At 72.4% G+C, this 15,663-nt stretch carries 14 protein-coding genes; 5 read left to right on the top strand and 9 right to left on the bottom strand.

Annotated elements, in window-relative coordinates; genetic code table 11:
• Nucleotides 1-16 precede the first annotated feature (16 nt).
• From ACFU5O_RS02000 to ACFU5O_RS01990, 3 genes are all read right to left on the bottom strand, one after another.
• The gene (locus ACFU5O_RS02000) at nt 17-1,465 is read right to left on the bottom strand and encodes a carboxyl transferase domain-containing protein (protein WP_384235161.1); all 1,449 of its coding nucleotides are present in this window, start codon (nt 1,463-1,465) and stop codon (nt 17-19) included.
• The gene (locus tag ACFU5O_RS01995) at nt 1,458-2,903 is read right to left on the bottom strand and encodes an acyl-CoA synthetase (RefSeq protein WP_384235158.1); all 1,446 of its coding nucleotides are present in this window, start codon (nt 2,901-2,903) and stop codon (nt 1,458-1,460) included. Before ACFU5O_RS01995 ends, ACFU5O_RS02000 begins: the two co-directional genes overlap by 8 nt.
• 119 nt (nt 2,904-3,022) lie before the next feature.
• Nucleotides 3,023-3,649, bottom strand: coding sequence for a LysE family transporter (locus ACFU5O_RS01990; protein WP_384235156.1), 627 nt, complete (start codon nt 3,647-3,649; stop codon nt 3,023-3,025).
• A gap of 70 nt (nt 3,650-3,719) precedes the next feature.
• Here ACFU5O_RS01990 and ACFU5O_RS01985 point away from each other — a divergent pair, with 70 nt between their 5' ends.
• On the top strand, nt 3,720-4,148 hold the full coding sequence (locus tag ACFU5O_RS01985) for an Lrp/AsnC family transcriptional regulator (RefSeq protein WP_384235154.1): 429 nt from the start codon (nt 3,720-3,722) through the stop codon (nt 4,146-4,148).
• A gap of 640 nt (nt 4,149-4,788) precedes the next feature.
• Here the strand turns inward: ACFU5O_RS01985 and ACFU5O_RS01980 are convergent.
• Nucleotides 4,789-5,826 (bottom strand): rod shape-determining protein, encoded by a 1,038-nt coding sequence (locus ACFU5O_RS01980; RefSeq protein WP_384235151.1) that lies wholly within the window; start codon nt 5,824-5,826, stop codon nt 4,789-4,791.
• Between the two features lie 169 nt (nt 5,827-5,995).
• Nucleotides 5,996-6,544 (bottom strand): hypothetical protein, encoded by a 549-nt coding sequence (locus tag ACFU5O_RS01975; protein WP_384235149.1) that lies wholly within the window; start codon nt 6,542-6,544, stop codon nt 5,996-5,998.
• Between the two features lie 141 nt (nt 6,545-6,685).
• Here ACFU5O_RS01975 and ACFU5O_RS01970 point away from each other — a divergent pair, with 141 nt between their 5' ends.
• Nucleotides 6,686-7,402 carry a hypothetical protein gene (locus ACFU5O_RS01970; RefSeq protein WP_384235147.1) on the top strand — a complete coding sequence of 239 codons (717 nt, stop codon included), beginning with the start codon at nt 6,686-6,688 and terminating at the stop codon, nt 7,400-7,402.
• Nucleotides 7,403-7,642: 240 nt separating this feature from the next.
• On the opposite strand, the gene ACFU5O_RS01965 is transcribed toward ACFU5O_RS01970, so the two are convergent.
• A complete protein-coding gene (locus ACFU5O_RS01965; RefSeq protein WP_384235144.1) occupies nt 7,643-8,086 on the bottom strand; it encodes a MarR family winged helix-turn-helix transcriptional regulator in 444 nt (147 codons plus the stop codon).
• 92 nt (nt 8,087-8,178) lie between these two features.
• Between ACFU5O_RS01965 and ACFU5O_RS01960 the strand changes: the two genes are divergently transcribed.
• Nucleotides 8,179-9,198, top strand: coding sequence for an NADP-dependent oxidoreductase (locus ACFU5O_RS01960; protein ID WP_384235142.1), 1,020 nt, complete (start codon nt 8,179-8,181; stop codon nt 9,196-9,198).
• A 62-nt stretch (nt 9,199-9,260) separates the two neighbouring features.
• Entirely contained in the window at nt 9,261-9,683 is a 423-nt protein-coding gene (locus ACFU5O_RS01955) for an organic hydroperoxide resistance protein (protein WP_384235139.1), read from the top strand.
• A 135-nt stretch (nt 9,684-9,818) separates the two neighbouring features.
• Here the strand turns inward: ACFU5O_RS01955 and ACFU5O_RS01950 are convergent, their stop codons facing one another.
• The gene (locus tag ACFU5O_RS01950; protein ID WP_384235136.1) at nt 9,819-12,371 is read right to left on the bottom strand and encodes a M14 family zinc carboxypeptidase; all 2,553 of its coding nucleotides are present in this window, start codon (nt 12,369-12,371) and stop codon (nt 9,819-9,821) included.
• Between the two features lie 149 nt (nt 12,372-12,520).
• On the opposite strand from ACFU5O_RS01950, the gene ACFU5O_RS01945 reads away from it, so the two are divergent.
• The gene (locus ACFU5O_RS01945; protein WP_384235133.1) at nt 12,521-13,357 is read left to right on the top strand and encodes an EI24 domain-containing protein; all 837 of its coding nucleotides are present in this window, start codon (nt 12,521-12,523) and stop codon (nt 13,355-13,357) included.
• Here ACFU5O_RS01945 and ACFU5O_RS01940 read toward each other — a convergent pair.
• Together ACFU5O_RS01940 and ACFU5O_RS01935 are read right to left on the bottom strand one after the other, a co-directional pair.
• On the bottom strand, nt 13,332-14,075 hold the full coding sequence (locus ACFU5O_RS01940) for a carbon-nitrogen hydrolase family protein (RefSeq protein ID WP_384235130.1): 744 nt from the start codon (nt 14,073-14,075) through the stop codon (nt 13,332-13,334). The two genes, ACFU5O_RS01945 and ACFU5O_RS01940, sit on opposite strands and share 26 nt — an antisense overlap.
• Before the next feature lie 26 nt (nt 14,076-14,101).
• A complete protein-coding gene (locus tag ACFU5O_RS01935; RefSeq protein WP_384236364.1) occupies nt 14,102-15,331 on the bottom strand; it encodes a pyroglutamyl peptidase in 1,230 nt (409 codons plus the stop codon).
• Nucleotides 15,332-15,663: the final 332 nt, after the last annotated feature.

Genomic DNA, 15,663 nt, shown 5'->3' with positions numbered 1-15,663 from the left:
ATGACCGGGCCACCCGTCACTCCCGGTGAGGCACGATCCCCCGCACTATGCCGAGCTCCACGAGCTCCTGGGGGCGCAGCCGCAGCTGGTCCGCCGTCGCCGGTGCCTCGGACGGCGCCCGCTTGAGGATGGCGGCGGCGAGTTCGGGCGCGATGACGGAGAAGTAACTGTCCGGTGTGGCCCACGTGTTGCCGGCGGCGGCCAGCGCCAGGGCTCCGCCGGACCCGCCCTCTCCGATGACGAGCGTCGTCACCGGGACCCCTGCCTGCGCCATCGCGGCGAACGTCTCCGCGATCGCGGCCCCCGCCCCCTCCCGCTCCGCCTCTGCGTCATTGGCGGCTCCCGGGGTGTCCACGAGCGTCAGCACGGGGATCCCCAGCCGGTCCGCGAGCCGTATCAGCCGGGCGGCGGTCCGGTAGCCGGCCGGCCTGGTCGCGGTGCCCGCCTGCGCGGCATACGCCACCGTCCGCCCTTCCTGCAGCCCGAACCCGCACACGATGCCGGGATCCACCCCACCGCACCGGTCCCCTTGGATGTCCAGCCGTTCGTCGAAGTAGGCGTCCAGATATGTCCCGGCCCGGGGCCTGCGGGCGTCCCGGGCGCGCAGAACGGCGTCCCAGCCGGTGGGTGCCGGGCCTGCGCCGTCGAGCGCGCGGGGCGGAGCGGCCTCCGGGCCCCCACCGCCCGTCAGCAGGGTCAGCCACAGCGACAGCGTGGACCTCAGGTCCTCGGGACGGACGATCGCGTCGATCTGGCCGGCGGCCAGCTGGCCCTCGGCCGTGTACGCGTGAGGGTCGGCGTCCGGCGGGCGGACGCGGGAGCCGGCGAAGCCGATCTGTGCGCAGGGAAGGGCCAGGATCACGTCCGCGCCCGCGCCGAGCGTGGCCCAGCCCCCGCCCGTCGTGGGGTCACGGACGACCGCGACCTGCGGGAGTCCGGCCGCGCGCACCTGCGCGGAGGCCCGCGCCACGCGCTGGAGCTGGGTGAGGGCGACCATGCCCTCCTGCATACGGCTGCCCCCGGTCGCGATGAGCGACACCAGGGGGAGGCGTTGCTCGCAGGCATGGCCGTACGCGGCCACCAGCCGGTCACCGGTCCGCTCGCCCAGCGATCCGCCCATGAAACGGAACTCGAACGAGACGACCACGGCCCGGCGCCCGCCGATCTCCGCGGTGCCCCAGACGACCGACTCGTCCTCGCCGCTGCGGGCCGTGGCACGCGCGCGCGAGGCTCCGTACCCGGCCCAGCCGATGGGGCCGTCAGCCCCTTGGGGCGGAGCCGACTGCGCCGTCGGGGATATGGAGGGATCGTCGCCTGGAACCGCGGACGCGGGCGCTCCCGGCTCCCCGCTCACTGATCCGGCCTGATCCGAACGGAAGACCCTGGCCGGCGAGGCCGTCTCCGACTCCTCGAACGTCCCGGCGATCAGAGCGATCGCCCCGCGCGCGGTCGTTCCGTCAGTCATGGGTCAGCGCCCGCTTCATGACCTTGCCCATGTCGTTGCGCGGAAGGGCCTCCAGGAAGCGGACCGCACGGGGCCGTTTGTGCGGCGCGAGCTGCGTGGCCACATGATCCGCCAGCTCCTCCGCCGACGGCCGCCGCGCCGGATCCGCCGGCACCACCCACGCGACCACCCGCTCACCCAGATCCGCGTCGGGTTCCCCGGTCACCGCCGCCTCGCGCACGCCAGGGTGGTCCAGCAGCACGTTCTCGATCTCTCCGGCGCCGATCTTGTACCCGCCGCTCTTGATCAGGTCCGTCGCCTTGCGGCCCACGATCCGTACGCAGCCGTCCGCGTCCCGCACCGCCATGTCGCCGGTGCGGAACCACTCCCCGTCGAAGGCCGCCGCCGTCGCGTCCGGGCGGTTCAGGTACTCCGTGAACAGGTTCGGTCCCCGCACCTGGATCTCACCCACCGTCTCGCCGTCGTGGGCCGTGATCTCGGAACCGTCCTCCTCGACCAGCCGCAGCCCGACGCCCCGAAGCGGCAGGCCGACCGATCCCGGCCGAGGCTCGCCGTCCACGCGGACGCTGGTGTTCATGAGCGTCTCGGTCATGCCGTACCGCTCGATCACCCGCCGCCCGGTGCCCGCCGCGATCCGCTCATGGTCGTGCAGGGGCAGCGCCGCCGACCCCGACACCAGCAGCCGCGCGCCCGCGAGCGCCTTCGCCAACTCCGGGTCGCCGTCCAGGGCTTCGGCCAGCCGGTGGTACATCGTCGGCACCCCGAACAGCATCGTCCCGCCCGCGCCGAGCTCCCGCGCCACGCCCTCCGGCGAGAACTTCCCGAGGTGCCGTACCGAGCCTCCCCGCCGCAGCGGGCCGAGGATCCCCAGGATCAGCCCGTGCACATGGAACAGCGGCAGGGCATGGACGAGTACATCGTCACCGGTCCACGCCCACGCCTCCTCCAGCGCGTCCAGCGACGCCGCGATCGCCCGCCGGGGCAGCACGGCGCCCTTCGGCGGGCCCGTCGTGCCCGAGGTGTAGACGATCAGGGCGGGGGCGGACCGGGCCGGCTCGGCCGGGAGCGGTCCTTCCGCCCGCGCGGACACCTCGATGTCCAGCCGCTCCAACGCGCCCAGTACGGGCGGCAGTTCATCCTCGGGGCCCGCCAGGACCAGCGACGGCCCGCTGTCCCCGACGATGTGCGTCAGCTCCCGTTCACCGGTCCTCGGGTTGAGCGGCACCGCCGGAACTCCCGCGAGCAGCGCGGCGACCACCCCGACCGCGGTTTCCAGCGTGGGCGTGGCCCACACCGCGACCCGGCCCGCGCCCTGGATCCGCCCCGCCAGCGCCCCGGCCGCCCCCGCCAGTTCGCCGTACGTCAGCGCACGGTCGCCGAACCGCAGAGCGGGCCGGTCCGGCCGCCCCGCCGTCAGAGCAGGGAAGAGAGCACCCACGAGTCGTCCTCCTCAAGTCACGTCCGCACGGGGCTGTTCGTCCAGGCCCGCGCCTTCATCATTCTCCCCGCAACTCGCGTACTCGTGCGTAACAAACGCTGTCGCGGCTGCGGCTGCGGCTACGGCAGCGGCAGGGCCACCTTCACCGCGTACACGGCCACCAGTCCGTAGCCCGCCCGGAATGTCCAGGCCCGCGCCTTCGCTCCGATGCGCGCGCCGGTGAACCCGCTCGCCGCGACGAGCACCTGCTGCCACACGAACGAGGCGACGAACACCCCGGCCACGAACACCGCCCCGGCCGCGCCGCCGCTGAGGGAGGCGCCCTGGGCGGTGGTGAGAGCCACGAAGTACAGGGCGGTGGTGGGGTTGACGAGCGTCAGCGCGGCGAAGCGGGTGAAGGTGCGCAGCGCGCCTCCGGGCGCCTGCGTGACGACGGTCGCGGAGCCGTCGCCCGGCTGCCGGGAAGCCCACAGTCCTCGTACCGCGATCACCGTCAGCACAGCCGCCGACACCAGCCGCACCCATGCCTCGACCCCCGAGAGCGCGGAAGCGACCAGCGGGCCGAGGGCCGTCGCCGTCGCCGCGTACGCCAGGTCGACGACCGCGACCGCGGCAGCGGCGGCCACGGCGTTGCGTCGGTCCCGCATCCCCTCCTGGATCAGCAGGACGCCCACCGCGCCGAGGGGCATCGCCACGCCGAGGCCGGCGGCCGCGCCGGCGACCGCGGTTGTCCACATCTCGCTCATGGCGCCCACGATCGGGCCCCTGGCGAGAACCGTGCGGTCGAATTCCGGATCGTGCTGCGACAATCGCGGTATGGACCGCCTCGACAGTGAGATTCTCGGCGTACTGGAGGAGGATGCGCGGATTTCCTACCGCGATCTGGGTGTACGGGTCGGGCTGAGCGCGAACGCGGCGGCGGACCGGGTGCGCAGGATGCGGCGCGAGGGGGTGATCCGCGGCTTCACGACCCTCGTCGACCCGGCGGCGGCCGGGAGCCGCGAGGGCCTCGTCGTCTTCATCGACATCACCCTGCGCCTGGACACGACGAACGAGGAGTTCGAGGAGGTCGTGCTCCGCCTCCCGGGCATCACGGAGGTCGTCCATGTCACGGGCGCCCACGACTACCTGGTCCGCGCCCGCGCGGCGGATCCGTCGGCCCTGGACGCCCTGCTGCGCCGCCTCAAGCGGGAGGCGGGCGTCGCCCAGTCGAGCACCCGCATCGCGCTGCGCGCTGCGCGCTAGCCCTCCGGGCGGGGGTTCGGTTGTCGTGGTGGGCGGTGCCGTGACTGCGGCCGGGGTGTCCGTCCTCAAGCGCCGGACAGGCTGGGTTTCACGGGGTTGGCCGGTGCCGTGATGGTGGCCGGTGTGTCCGTCCTCAAACTCCCCCAGACTTCGTCCGGGGGGACCCCCAACAGGCTTGGGCGGGGGCTGTGGGTGGGTGGTGGGGCGGGGCCCCTCCGGGCTCGACTCCTCGGGGACGGCGGCGTACCGCCGACCTCGCAGGCAACCAGCAGTTCCGCCGTCCCCTGCGGGGCCGACCCTGCACGGCCCCGCCCCGGCCGCGTTGCCGAGTGCCGCCCGGTGGGTGGTTTACCCAACACACGGCGATCGGCCCACCACCACCCGCCCCGAGGGGGGCCGTGGAGGGGTCGTGTCCGGGACACTAAAGCGTGATTTGTGGCGCGGCGCGGGCGCTGCCGATGTGTTGCAGGTCGGCGCGCCGTAAATCATGCCGTCCCGGATGCGAGCCCCGGAACGGCCCCCAACGCCCGCGACCCGGTCCGGGCTGACCCCGTACACCTGAGCCCGTCCGGCGCTTGAGGACGGACACACCGGGCAACAACACGGCACCGGCCAACCACGACAACCACACCCGCAAGCCTCACGCAGTGAGAGGGTCGAGGATCATCCCCCGCACCCGTCCCTCCAGCATCGCGCCCAGCCCGAGCACCGCGCACACGTCGGGCCGCTCCGCGATGTGGACCGGCATTCCTGTGGCGTCGCGCAGCATCTGGTCGAGGCCGGGGAGCAGCGCGCTTCCGCCGACCATCATGATCCCGCGGTCCGCGAGGTCGGCCACCAGGTCGGGCGGGCACTCGCGGAGGATCATCCCGATGCCGTCGAGCACGGCGGTGAGCGGGGTGTGGATGGCATCGCGTACCGCGGCGGTGTCGACCCTCACCGAACGCGCGAGCCCGGTGGCCACGTCACGTCCGTGGATCTCGGTGGATTCCGGCCCCCGGACGGTGAGCCCGTTCTCGCTGAGCGCGAGCTGGAGCGGGCGTACGGACTGGCTCGGCAGCATCAGCGCATGCTGGTGGCGCAGATGCTGGATCACGGCGTGGTCGATCGCGTCCCCGCCGACAGGGATCCGTACGGCCGTGACGATCGCGCCCAGGGAGAGGACGGCGACCTGGGTGGTGGCGGCTCCGCACACCATGATCATGGTGGCGGTGGGCTGCTCGACGGGGAGCCCGCAGCCGACGGCCGCGGCGATCAGCGTGTCGACGAGCTCGACGCGGCGGGCGCCGAGTCCGACCAGTGTCTCGACGGTGGCCCGCTGCGCGAGCGGATCGGCCTCGTGCGGTGTGCAGGCGGCGGCGCGGAGCCGGGGCTTGCGGCGCAGTTGCCGCCGCAGTTTCTCGCCGAGGAGCTGACGCAGCATGCGCTGGGCCATGTCGATGTCGACGACGCTGCCGCCGGACACCGGGCGCATGACCCGGATGTAGTCGGGCGTGCGGCCGGTCATCTTCTCGGCGAACTCACCGACGGCGATGAGCGCTCCGTTGCGGGTGTTCACGGCGGCCACGCTCGGCTCGTCGACGACGAGGCCGGCACCCTTGACGAAAACGCGGGTCCGCGCGGCGCCCAGGTCGACGGCGACATGGCAGCGGCGCAGCTGCTCAAGACTGACGGTCACGGCAGATCCTCCCGGAGCGGTTCCTTTTCGCATCGTGCGACCGTCCGGCGCGGGGCGCGCGCTGGGCTGAGCCGGTCGGGGTGGGATCGGCGTGCGACACGGGTCCGTACTGACACCGCATCAGCCGGAGCCGGACCAGGCCCGGATCCCTCGACCGGAGCGCCACCCGTCACATCAGTCGCTGCAGCAGCCCCCAGGTGAACTCCGCGACGCGCGTCCGCCCGTCCGGCAGCGTGAACTCCAGCCGCGAGCGGGTCGGGGCCGTGCCCTCCATCGGGCGTACGGGTGGGAACGCCCTGGCCACCTCGTCGACCGTGCAGCACCAGGGGTGCAGGTCCTCCTCGGTACGCAGCTCAGGTTCCGCCGCCCCCGGTGCCCGGACCAGCCATTCGTTCCACACGGCCCCGCCCGGCCCCGCGAGCACCTCGAACCGGAGGCCGGGCCGGAGAGGCACGGGCCACAGGTACGCGTCGCACTCCAGGTCGCCGATGCGGCGGCGGGCCATGGACTCGGGCTCGCCGAGCACGGAGCGGTAGAGGGAGAGGGTGCCGCGGCCGCGCGGTGAGCGGAGCATCGCCTGCCAGCGGCGGTTCGCCTCCCTCATGTCGGCCCTCGACACGCCCAGTTGCCGGAGCGCGTCCTCGACGAGGTCCGGCTGGTGGTCGGCCATCCGGCGGAGCAGGACGAGCTGGAACTGGAGCGGCCCGAAGCTGTTCATACACCCCATCCTGCCCGCCGCCGGAGGTCGGGTACGCGCGGTCGGCACCAGTTGCCCCGCCATGGAATCGCCGATTCCACACAGGATCCTCACAGTTGCGGCTACCCCTGTTGACCTGCGGCTGCGTACGCTGCGGGCGCCATGGACTACTGCCACCAGTGCCGTCGGCACCTCAATGGGGCTCTGGCGTGCGCCGGATGCGGTACCCCCGCGGAGGAGCTGAGGCATCACAACCCCGCCGCGCCGGCGGATGACGTCGTCATCGAGCTCGGCGGTGCGTACGAAGAGGACCGGCCGTCGGCCGGACACCGTCGCGCGCCGTCCCAGAACCGGCGTGCCCGCAGGCCCGCCGGCGTGCGCAGGCGCAAGAAGCGCGGCCGCAAGGTGCTGATGGGCACGGTCGGTCTCGCGCTGGCGGCGGGTGGGCTGAGCCTTGCGGAGCTGGCGCGCGAGGCGGTGTGGGACGACGGGGCGTCCGTCGAGGTCCGTGAGGAGGAGTCGCTGGCGGTCGACGACGTACCGGAACCGACCGCGAGTGACGAGCCCGCCGAAGTCCCGAGCGTCATAAGCGAGCCGCCCACGACGTCGTCCGCGGCGCCTCGGCCGAGCGTCACCGGCACGGGAACCGCCAGTGCCCTGCCCACGGGCGCGGCGTCGTCCTCGCAGCCGGTGCCGACGCGCTCGTTCGTCGCCGCGCCCGTCCCGAGCAGAGACGATTCTCCTCCGAGCCCGCGCGACCCCGGCGGTCATCCGTCGCAGTCGTCCTCGGCGTCTGCGCCGCCCGCCGCGCCTCCGGAATCGTCGCCCACGCCGACGCCGAGCGAGACGTGCACCTGGTTCCTGTTCTGGTGCACGTAGGGCTTGCGGTGCCCTGAGTTGTCGGGCTCACGCCGGAACCGGTCGTCGGCACGTGACGCGGTGGCGCCCCTCGGGGGCCGACAGCCCTCCGGCCGCTGAGCGGCCTCCGCGCCCGCGCCGCCTCCGCGCCGCCTCCGCGCCCGCGCCGCCTCCGCGCCGCCTCCGCGCGGCCCCGCCCGTCGCCCCGCGAGGGGTCGGCGGCCTGCCGGACCCGGCTTCGCCGCCTGTCCGGCCCGCCGGCTATCCGGCCCGCTCCCCGGGCTCCCCGAGCATCCGCTTGAGCAGGTCACGCAGCACCGTCCGCTCCTCCGCCGAGAGCTCCGCCAGCGGCTCGCGCGCGAAGTGCAGCGATTCCCGCAGCTGCCGGGCAGTGTCGCGGCCCTCGTCCGTCGCCGCGGCGATCTTGACCCGCCGGTCGTCGGGATCGGGCCTGCGCTCGACGAGCCCGCGGGCCTCCAGCCGGTCGATGATCCCCGTCACGTTCGACGGCTCGCACTTCAGCTTCTGCGCGATCCGGCGCATGGCCGTAGGTTCCATGGAGAGGAGCCCCAGCACCCGGGCCTGGGCGCCGGTGAGGCTGTGCCGGGTCGCGGCCTGCTCGTACTCGTCGTGGTAGCGGGCCACGACGGCGCCGATGAGATCGACGACCTCGAGCGTCAGCGGGTCCGGGGGTGTGGTGGCCATGGCGTCCATCATAGCCGAATACTTGACAACCTGAAATATTCAGTCGCATGGTTGTTTCAGAACCTGAAGCTTTTCTAGGAGGCACCCCAGCCATGTCCGCTCTTCCCACCTCCGGCCGTGAATGGCACCTCGTCGCCCGCCCGCAGGGCTGGCCCGAGGCCGAGGACGTCGCCCTGCGCGAGGGCCCGGTGACAGAGCCGGGCGAGGGCCGGATCCTCGTCCGCAATCTGCACTTCTCGGTCGACCCGTACATGCGCGGGCGGATGAACGACGTGAAGTCGTACGTCCCCCCGTTCCAGCTCGACCAGCCGATGGAGGGCGGCGCGGTCGGCGAGGTCGTCGCGTCGAACGCCGAGGGTTTCGCCGTCGGCGACCATGTCCTGCACGGCCTCGGCTGGCGCGAGTACGCGGACGTTCCCGCCAAGCACGCCACCAAGGTCGACGCCTCGGTGGCGCCGCTCTCCGCCTACCTGGGCGTGCTCGGCATGCCGGGTCTCACGGCCTACGCGGGCCTCTTCGAGGTCGCCTCCTTCAAGGAGGGTGACGCGGTCTTCGTCTCCGGCGCGGCCGGTGCCGTCGGCAGCCTGGTCGGCCAGATGGCGAAGCTGAAGGGCGCCTCGCGGGTCGTCGGCTCGGCCGGCTCCGACGAGAAGGTGAAGCTCCTCGTGGAGGAGTACGGCTTCGACGCCGCGTTCAACTACAAGAACGGCCCCGTGGCGGACCAGCTGAAGGAGGCCACCCCCGACGGCATCGACGTCTACTTCGACAACGTCGGCGGCGAGCACCTGGAGGCGGCGATCTCCTCGTTGAACGTGCACGGCCGCGCCACCCTCTGCGGAATGATCGCCCAGTACAACGCCACCGAGCCCACCCCCGCCCCGCGAAACCTCGCCATGGTGATCGGCAAGCGCCTGCGGCTGCAGGGCGTGCTCGTCAGCGACCACGCGGCGCTGCAGCCGCAGTTCGTCCAGGAGGTCGGGGGCTGGCTGCGTTCCGGTGAGCTCAAGGCGAACGAGACCGTGGTCGAGGGCATCGAGAACGGCTTCGACGCCTTCGTGGGCATGCTCCGTGGCGAGAACACCGGAAAGATGATCGTCTCGCTCAACCGGTAGGCTCACCCCAGCCGTCGCGGTCGTGGGCGCGAGCCGCGGCGAACCACAGAAGGAACCTCTTGATGTCCATCCAGCAGTCCGACGTTCTGTACACCGCGACCGCCACTGCGGAGAACGGCCGTGACGGCCGCGTCGCCACCGACGACGGCAAGCTCGACGTCGTCGTCAACCCGCCCAAGGAGATGGGCGGTTCCGGCGCCGGTACGAACCCGGAGCAGCTCTTCGCCGCCGGTTACAGCGCCTGCTTCCAGGGGGCGCTCGGTGTGGTCGCCCGCCAGGAGAAGGCCGACATCTCCGGCTCGACGGTCACCGCCGAGGTCGGTATCGGCAAGAACGACGAAGGCTTCGGCCTCATCGTCAGGATCTCGGCGACGATCCCGAACGTGGACGCAGCGACGGCCAGGGAACTGCTCGAGAAGGCCCACCAGGTGTGCCCGTACTCCAAGGCCACCCGCGGCAACATCACGGTCGAACTCGCCGTCTGAGCCGACCGGCCCGACCGGCCCGACCGGCCCGACCGGTCGACCGAGCCGTCCTGTCGCACACGCGCCGGGACGAGGGAGGGCCGCATCCCGACCGACCGGGGTGCGGCCTTCCCGCAGGCGCCGGACCAGCCCGGCTCAGCCCAGCAGCGCCCGCCCGACCTGGGCGAACACTCCCTTCGGGTGGTCACGGAAGAGCGGCTCCGTACCGAACAGCACCACCGGGGTGCCGCGCTCCGTCCTGCCGCTGACGACCGACGCCTTGCCCGCCGCGTCCTTCGGTCCGCCCTTGCCGTCCGCCCCCGCCCTCCAGTGGCCCGCGACGAGCGGGTTCCCGGCGGCGTACGACTGCTCCGCCCGTACGCCCCTGCCGAGGTCCGTGAACCACACCGGCGCATAGACGAAGGTGTGCGCAGGGGCGCCCGAGGTGATCCGGCTGCCCGAATTGACCACCCTCACCACGCCGTTGGCATCCCCGTTGCCCTCGGCCGCGCGGACCGCGAGCAGTCCCGCCGCCGTGTTGAAGGCCGCACCCTCGGGGCCGAGGGCAACCACGTTCGCTCCGCGTCGCGCGAGGAAGCCGTTCAGGGCGCTGCGGGCCGCGGGAGTCAGCTTCGCGTGCTCCAGGCCCGTCGAGACGAACAGGACGTCCGCCTTCGACCAGTCGAAGCCCGCGTTGAGCACCTCGGTCGACACCGGCACCACGTCGAAGCCCATCTCCCGCAGCGCGAACGACTCGCCGGCGCTGACCGCCGCCGCGACCCTGGTCCGCCCGAGCGCCGTCACGCCCGGCTCCTTCGTCGCCCGGAAGGCCACCCCGTACCGGTCCGCCAGGACGGCCGCCCTGCCCCGCGCGGAGCCGGGCACGACCGCCGACCCGCCGTCGGCCGACCGGCGCACCGCCACACCCTGCGCGAGCAGCGCGTTCAGCGCGGCCAGCTCCTTCGGGTCGTCCAGCCGCAGCCTCAGATCGCCGTGGCGCGCCACCTGCCCTGTGGGCGCGGCGGCCACCACCGCACGGCCGTCGATCTTCAGCTCGCCGCGCGCGACCTTGTCCACGCTCGCGCCCCACAGCAGCCCGAGGCTCCAGCCGGAGATGTCGTACATCGTGGAGACGTCCGCACTGATGTCGCGGCCCCGCGACAGGATCGCGTTCGCGAGACCGCGCTTGGGCTGGTGCATGTCGACGACGTACGAACCGGCCGGGTACGAGCGGCCCGCCAGCCGGAAACCCTTGCGCGCCCGCTCCACCCGTACGTCGTTGGCGACCAGATGGTCCACCAGGCGCCCCGCGGCGGTGGCGCTTCTCTGCCCCGTCCCCGCCGGGACGACGTACGCCCGCGGGAAGCGGGTCGTGTAGACGTCCTCCGGCCCGATCCCGGGAACGCCCGGCACGGTCCGCTCAGAAACCGGCCGTTGCGCCTCGCCCGCCGCGCCCCGCCGGAACGTCTCGATCTGGTCGGCGAGCACGGACGCGCGGTGGGCGCGGGTGTAGTCGAGTGCGGCGCGCATCGCGGCGCCCGCGACGCGTGTGTTGATCGCGGCCCGTCTGCGCAGCTCGGCGACGGGTAGCGAGTCGTACTCCTCGTAGTTCACCGCCAGCGGGATCTCGATGGTGTGCGAGGCGACAGCGCCCTGGAACGGCATGTACTGCGGGGTGAAGACCGGCGGCCAGTCGTCCCAGCCCTCCGTCTCGTCCCGGAAGGGGATCATCGCCGGCCGCACACCGTCCCTGGCCTCGGTGTAGCCGAGGCCGTTGACCGCCTTCTCCATGCCGAGCGCGTTGGCGTAGGCGTTCTTGAGGAAGAGGTCGTACTCGTAGTTCTCGCCGTGCGGCGGGGTCGTCGGCTCGATCAGGGTGCCGTTGACGTAGCCGTGCAGATCCAGCATCACCGCCGGCTGCTTTTCGACGGCGATCCGCCGCATCGCGCGGGTCTCGGGCTGCGAGGCGGTGATGAAGTCGCGGTTGAGGTCGAAACCGTTGGCGTTGGCACGGGTTCCGGCGATCCTGCCGTCCGGATTCGCGGTCACATTGAGGTGGACGCGGCTTGCTGCGAGCAGGCCCGCCGTCTTCGCGTCCTTCGCCGTCGCCAGCTCCTCGACGAGCTTCAGGGCGGCGTCCGTGCCTTCCCACTCGTTGCCGTGGATGTTGTTGTTGATGAAGACCGGTGTCTTGTAGGCGGCCTTGATGTGCCGGTCCTCGGCGGCCACGGCCGGCCGGTTCTCGATGAGCTCGCGCATCCGCTCCTGGTCGCGGGCCTGTCCGGCGGTCTCAGGGGCGGTCACGGTCACGAGATACAGCTCATGGCCTCCCGCCGAGCGCCCGGCGACCTCGACACTGACCCGGTTGCCCAGCTTCTGCAGGGCGTTCAGGCGCGGGGCCAGGGAGTGGTACGGCGCGAGACCGAGCCTGAGCGCGCTGTCGTCCGGGTTGACGGGCGGGGGAGTGAGACGGGTCCGCCGGGGGTAGCCCCCGTCCTTGCGCAGCCCCGGCGCCGTGTCCGCCGGCGCCCGCAGCGCCGCGGACGCGCTCGGGCTGCTGTCCCGGCCGGTGTCCCGGCCCGCGCCTTCCCGCACCGGATGAGGGCTGTCGCGACCGGCAGCCGCGGTCGCGTGTACGGGAGAGAGGAGCAGAGCTCCGGTGACGACGGAACTCGCTGTCGCAAGCAGGACGGTTCGGGGCATACCCATACGGAGGGCCTCCGGCGGATCGGAAGTGATCGGTACGGAGGGTCTACCGGCTCAACCGACGTACGACAAGAGGGACTTGCGCGGTCCATGAGGCTCGGGAGGCCCATGGGGCCGCGGTTTCCGGCTCCGGCCCCGATAGGGTGTGCGACATGCGTGATCTGAGGATCGGTTTCGGCTACCTGGTCAAGGGCCAGCGATGGATCGGCCGGCACGGCCGGTGGTTCGGTATCGGGCTGCTGCCCGGACTGGTCACCCTTGTCCTGTACGCCGGTGCGCTGACCGGACTCGGCTACGGCGCCGACGACCTGGTGGGCTGGGCGACGCCGTTCGCCGACGACTGGTCGTCGCCGTGGCTGAGTCTGTTCCGGGGCTTCCTCACCGCACTGGTCTTCGCCTTCGGTCTGTTCCTTGCCGTGATCACCTTCACGGCCGTGACCCTGCTGGTCGGGCAGCCGTTCTACGAGTCGCTCTCGGAGCAGGTCGACCGCACCGAGGGCGGCGACGTGCCCGAGTCGGGGCTGCCGCTCTGGCGCGAGCTGTGGATCTCGGCGCGGGACAGCCTGAAGGTCGTGCTGCGCGTCGCGCTGTTCGGAGTGCTGCTCTTCGCCCTCGGATTCATCCCGGTCGTCGGACAGACCGTGGTCCCGGTGATCGGCTTCTGCGTCTCCGGGTTCTTCCTCGCGGAGGAGCTGACGGCAGTGGCACTGCAGCGGCGCGGTGTCGAGCTGAAGGAACGCCTCACGATGCTGCGCTCCCGCCGCATGCTCACGCTCGGCTTCGGCGTTCCGCTCACGCTCGCGTTCCTCGTCCCGTTCGTCGCGGTCTTCCTGATGCCGGGTGCGGTGGCGGGCGCGACGCTGTTGGTACGTGACCTGACGGCGCCGGAGCCGGAGCCGGAGCACCGTGCCCCCGCCCAGTACCAGGCCCCGTCTCCGTCTCCGTCACCGTCTCCGTACAGCTTCAGCAAGGACCAGGCGCGCTCCTGACGAGCGGCAGTTCCACGACCGCGAGCCCGGGTGCCTCGGTGCCCGCCGTGGCCAGCACCACCCCGTCCGGACCCCACACGGCGCTTCCTCCGCAGCACTCACCGGCCCCGGTGCTGAGCCCCACGAGGTTGCCCAGGGCCACATAGAGGCCGTGGGTCCGGGCGCGGACCGGATAGACCGTGTCGAACGAGTCGTTCTCCCTGTCGAGCGCGGAACTCGCCAGATACACCTGGCAGCCGTCGGCCCGGGCGCGCTCTGCGAGCTCGGGGAACCGGTTGTCGTAGCAGATCGCGAGAGCGAAGCGGACGCCGTCCAGCGTGAAACGGCCGTCCTCGCCGCCCGCCGAGAAGATGTCGTTCTCGGGGCCGTGCAGATGCTGCTTGTCGTAGCGGGTGAGGAGCTCACCGTCCGGGCCGATGACGAGTGAGGCGATGGCCGGCCGGGCCCGGTCCGTACGCGCCGCACAGCTGACCACGGCGGCCGTGGCGGTGGCGCGGCACGCGTCCCTCACCGCGGCCAGCCGCGGATCGTCGGGCGCCACCCACAGCCCCGGGTCCTCGCCGAGCAGCCCCAGCTCGTAGCCGGTGACGGTCAGCTCGCCGAAGACGACCAACCGGGCGCCGTCAGCGGCCGCCGTATGGATCAGGGCGGCCATGGATCGCACGTTTGCCTCGATGTCCCCGGGTACCGGGACGAACTGAGCGGCGGCGAGGATCATGCCGCCCATCATCGCCGACACGCCTGTCAGCCGTTCGCCGCGACCGTCACGATCGACCGGACCTGGGCGATGATGTCCAGCCGGTTCCGTACGAACTCGGGGTCGGTGACCGTGCCCGTCGCCGGGTCGGTGTTGTCCGCGCCGAACTGCAGCACCGGGGTGTGGACATGGCCGCCCGGGAGCGTGTCGTGCAGGCCGAGCCGGTCGCGGAGCAGGGTCGCCCGGTAGGCGATCTCGTTGGAGAGGTAGTTGCCGCCGCCACCGGCACGGGCCGTGGAGCCGGGAGTCGGGCCCTCGGGACGGACCACCGGGTCGGTGCCGCCCACCGGTATCTCGGTGACCGAGGTGTTGTCGTAGACCGGGAAGCGGCCGGTGTGCGCCGCGACGACGGCCGTGTACGGGAGGGTCGTCGAGGTCCACTGCGGCCGGCCGGCCGGGTCGGGGACCGGCACGGGTCCGTCGCTCGACAGATTCTCGTTGTCCGGGAAGCCGCCGCGCCAGGCTCCGTTGGTGCGCTCGATGTCGAACCTGCCGACTCTGCCCTGGCTCACGGTGGTGAACAGATCCGCATGCGGCAGTTGCGGGCGAAGCGTCCGCTCGACGGTCCCGGCCTCGAAGTCGCTCCAGCGGACCGGGAAGACCGCCGTCTCGATCCTGGCGCGGCCACCGTCCGCCGTGCGTATCCAGGTGCCGTCAAGGGCGAGCGCCGTCGCCCCGCTCGGGTTGCTGATCCTTATGTCACGGTCCAGCGTGAAGGGATCGAAGCCCGTCACCACGATGCGCCTGAAGCCGCCTCCACGCGGGAAGTCCATCGTGTCCTGGCCGCGAGAGGTCTCCTCGAGCCTGTCGAGCAACCGGGACCGAGCGGCGTCGGACAGCCCGAACTCCGGCTGCCACGCGCGCAGTTCCCTGGTCATACCGAGCCGCGACCAGTACAGCGGCCGGTCGTCGTCCCGGCTCAGATCGCCCTGTGTCCCGTTCCTGCCCTGAGCCCGGTCCACGGCCGAGCGCCACAGGCGTGAGCCCTGCCGCGCGACCACCCGCCGGGCCTCGCCGTACGAGCCCGCCGCGCGCAGCTCCCGCGCGAACTCCGGTGCCACGGAGTCGAATCCGCTGCGCCGGAGGATCTCCTGCGGTACGGCCCCCTCCAGTCGCTGCTCCTCCACCGTGGGGGTGCCGGAGGACGCGGCCTCCGCTGCTCCCGACGCCGAGGCCGTGCCGAGCAGCGTGCACGCCACCGCCGAGACGACCAGCACTGCCGAAGTCCGTGTCCGCCGCACGCCGAATCCCTTCGCCGAAACCGTTCAACCGAAGTGGTCAGTATCGGAAAGGAGTTCGGCTGTGAACAGAGGGGCGAACGAGCCTCGGGAAGCTTCAGGCGAGAAACCGCCGTCGGGCGTCCCCTGATCAGGCGATGGGCGACATCGCCGAACGCGGCCGACGCCGGGATCACGCCGTCGCGGCGCGCCTACGGGACGCCGGACGGGAAGGCGGGATCCTGGATGTTCGTCTCCGGCTCGTACGGGGTCCAGGAAACCGCTCCGTCGGGCCTCCTCCTGACCGCCCTGCCGGGACACCCGTACGGCCC

Origin of the sequence: Streptomyces sp. NPDC057445, assembly GCF_042802855.1 — a bacterium.
Classification (GTDB): Bacteria; Actinomycetota; Actinomycetes; order Streptomycetales; family Streptomycetaceae; genus Streptomyces.
The sequence above is the reverse complement of the archived record's forward strand: the minus strand, read 5'-3'. Positions and strand labels throughout refer to the sequence as shown.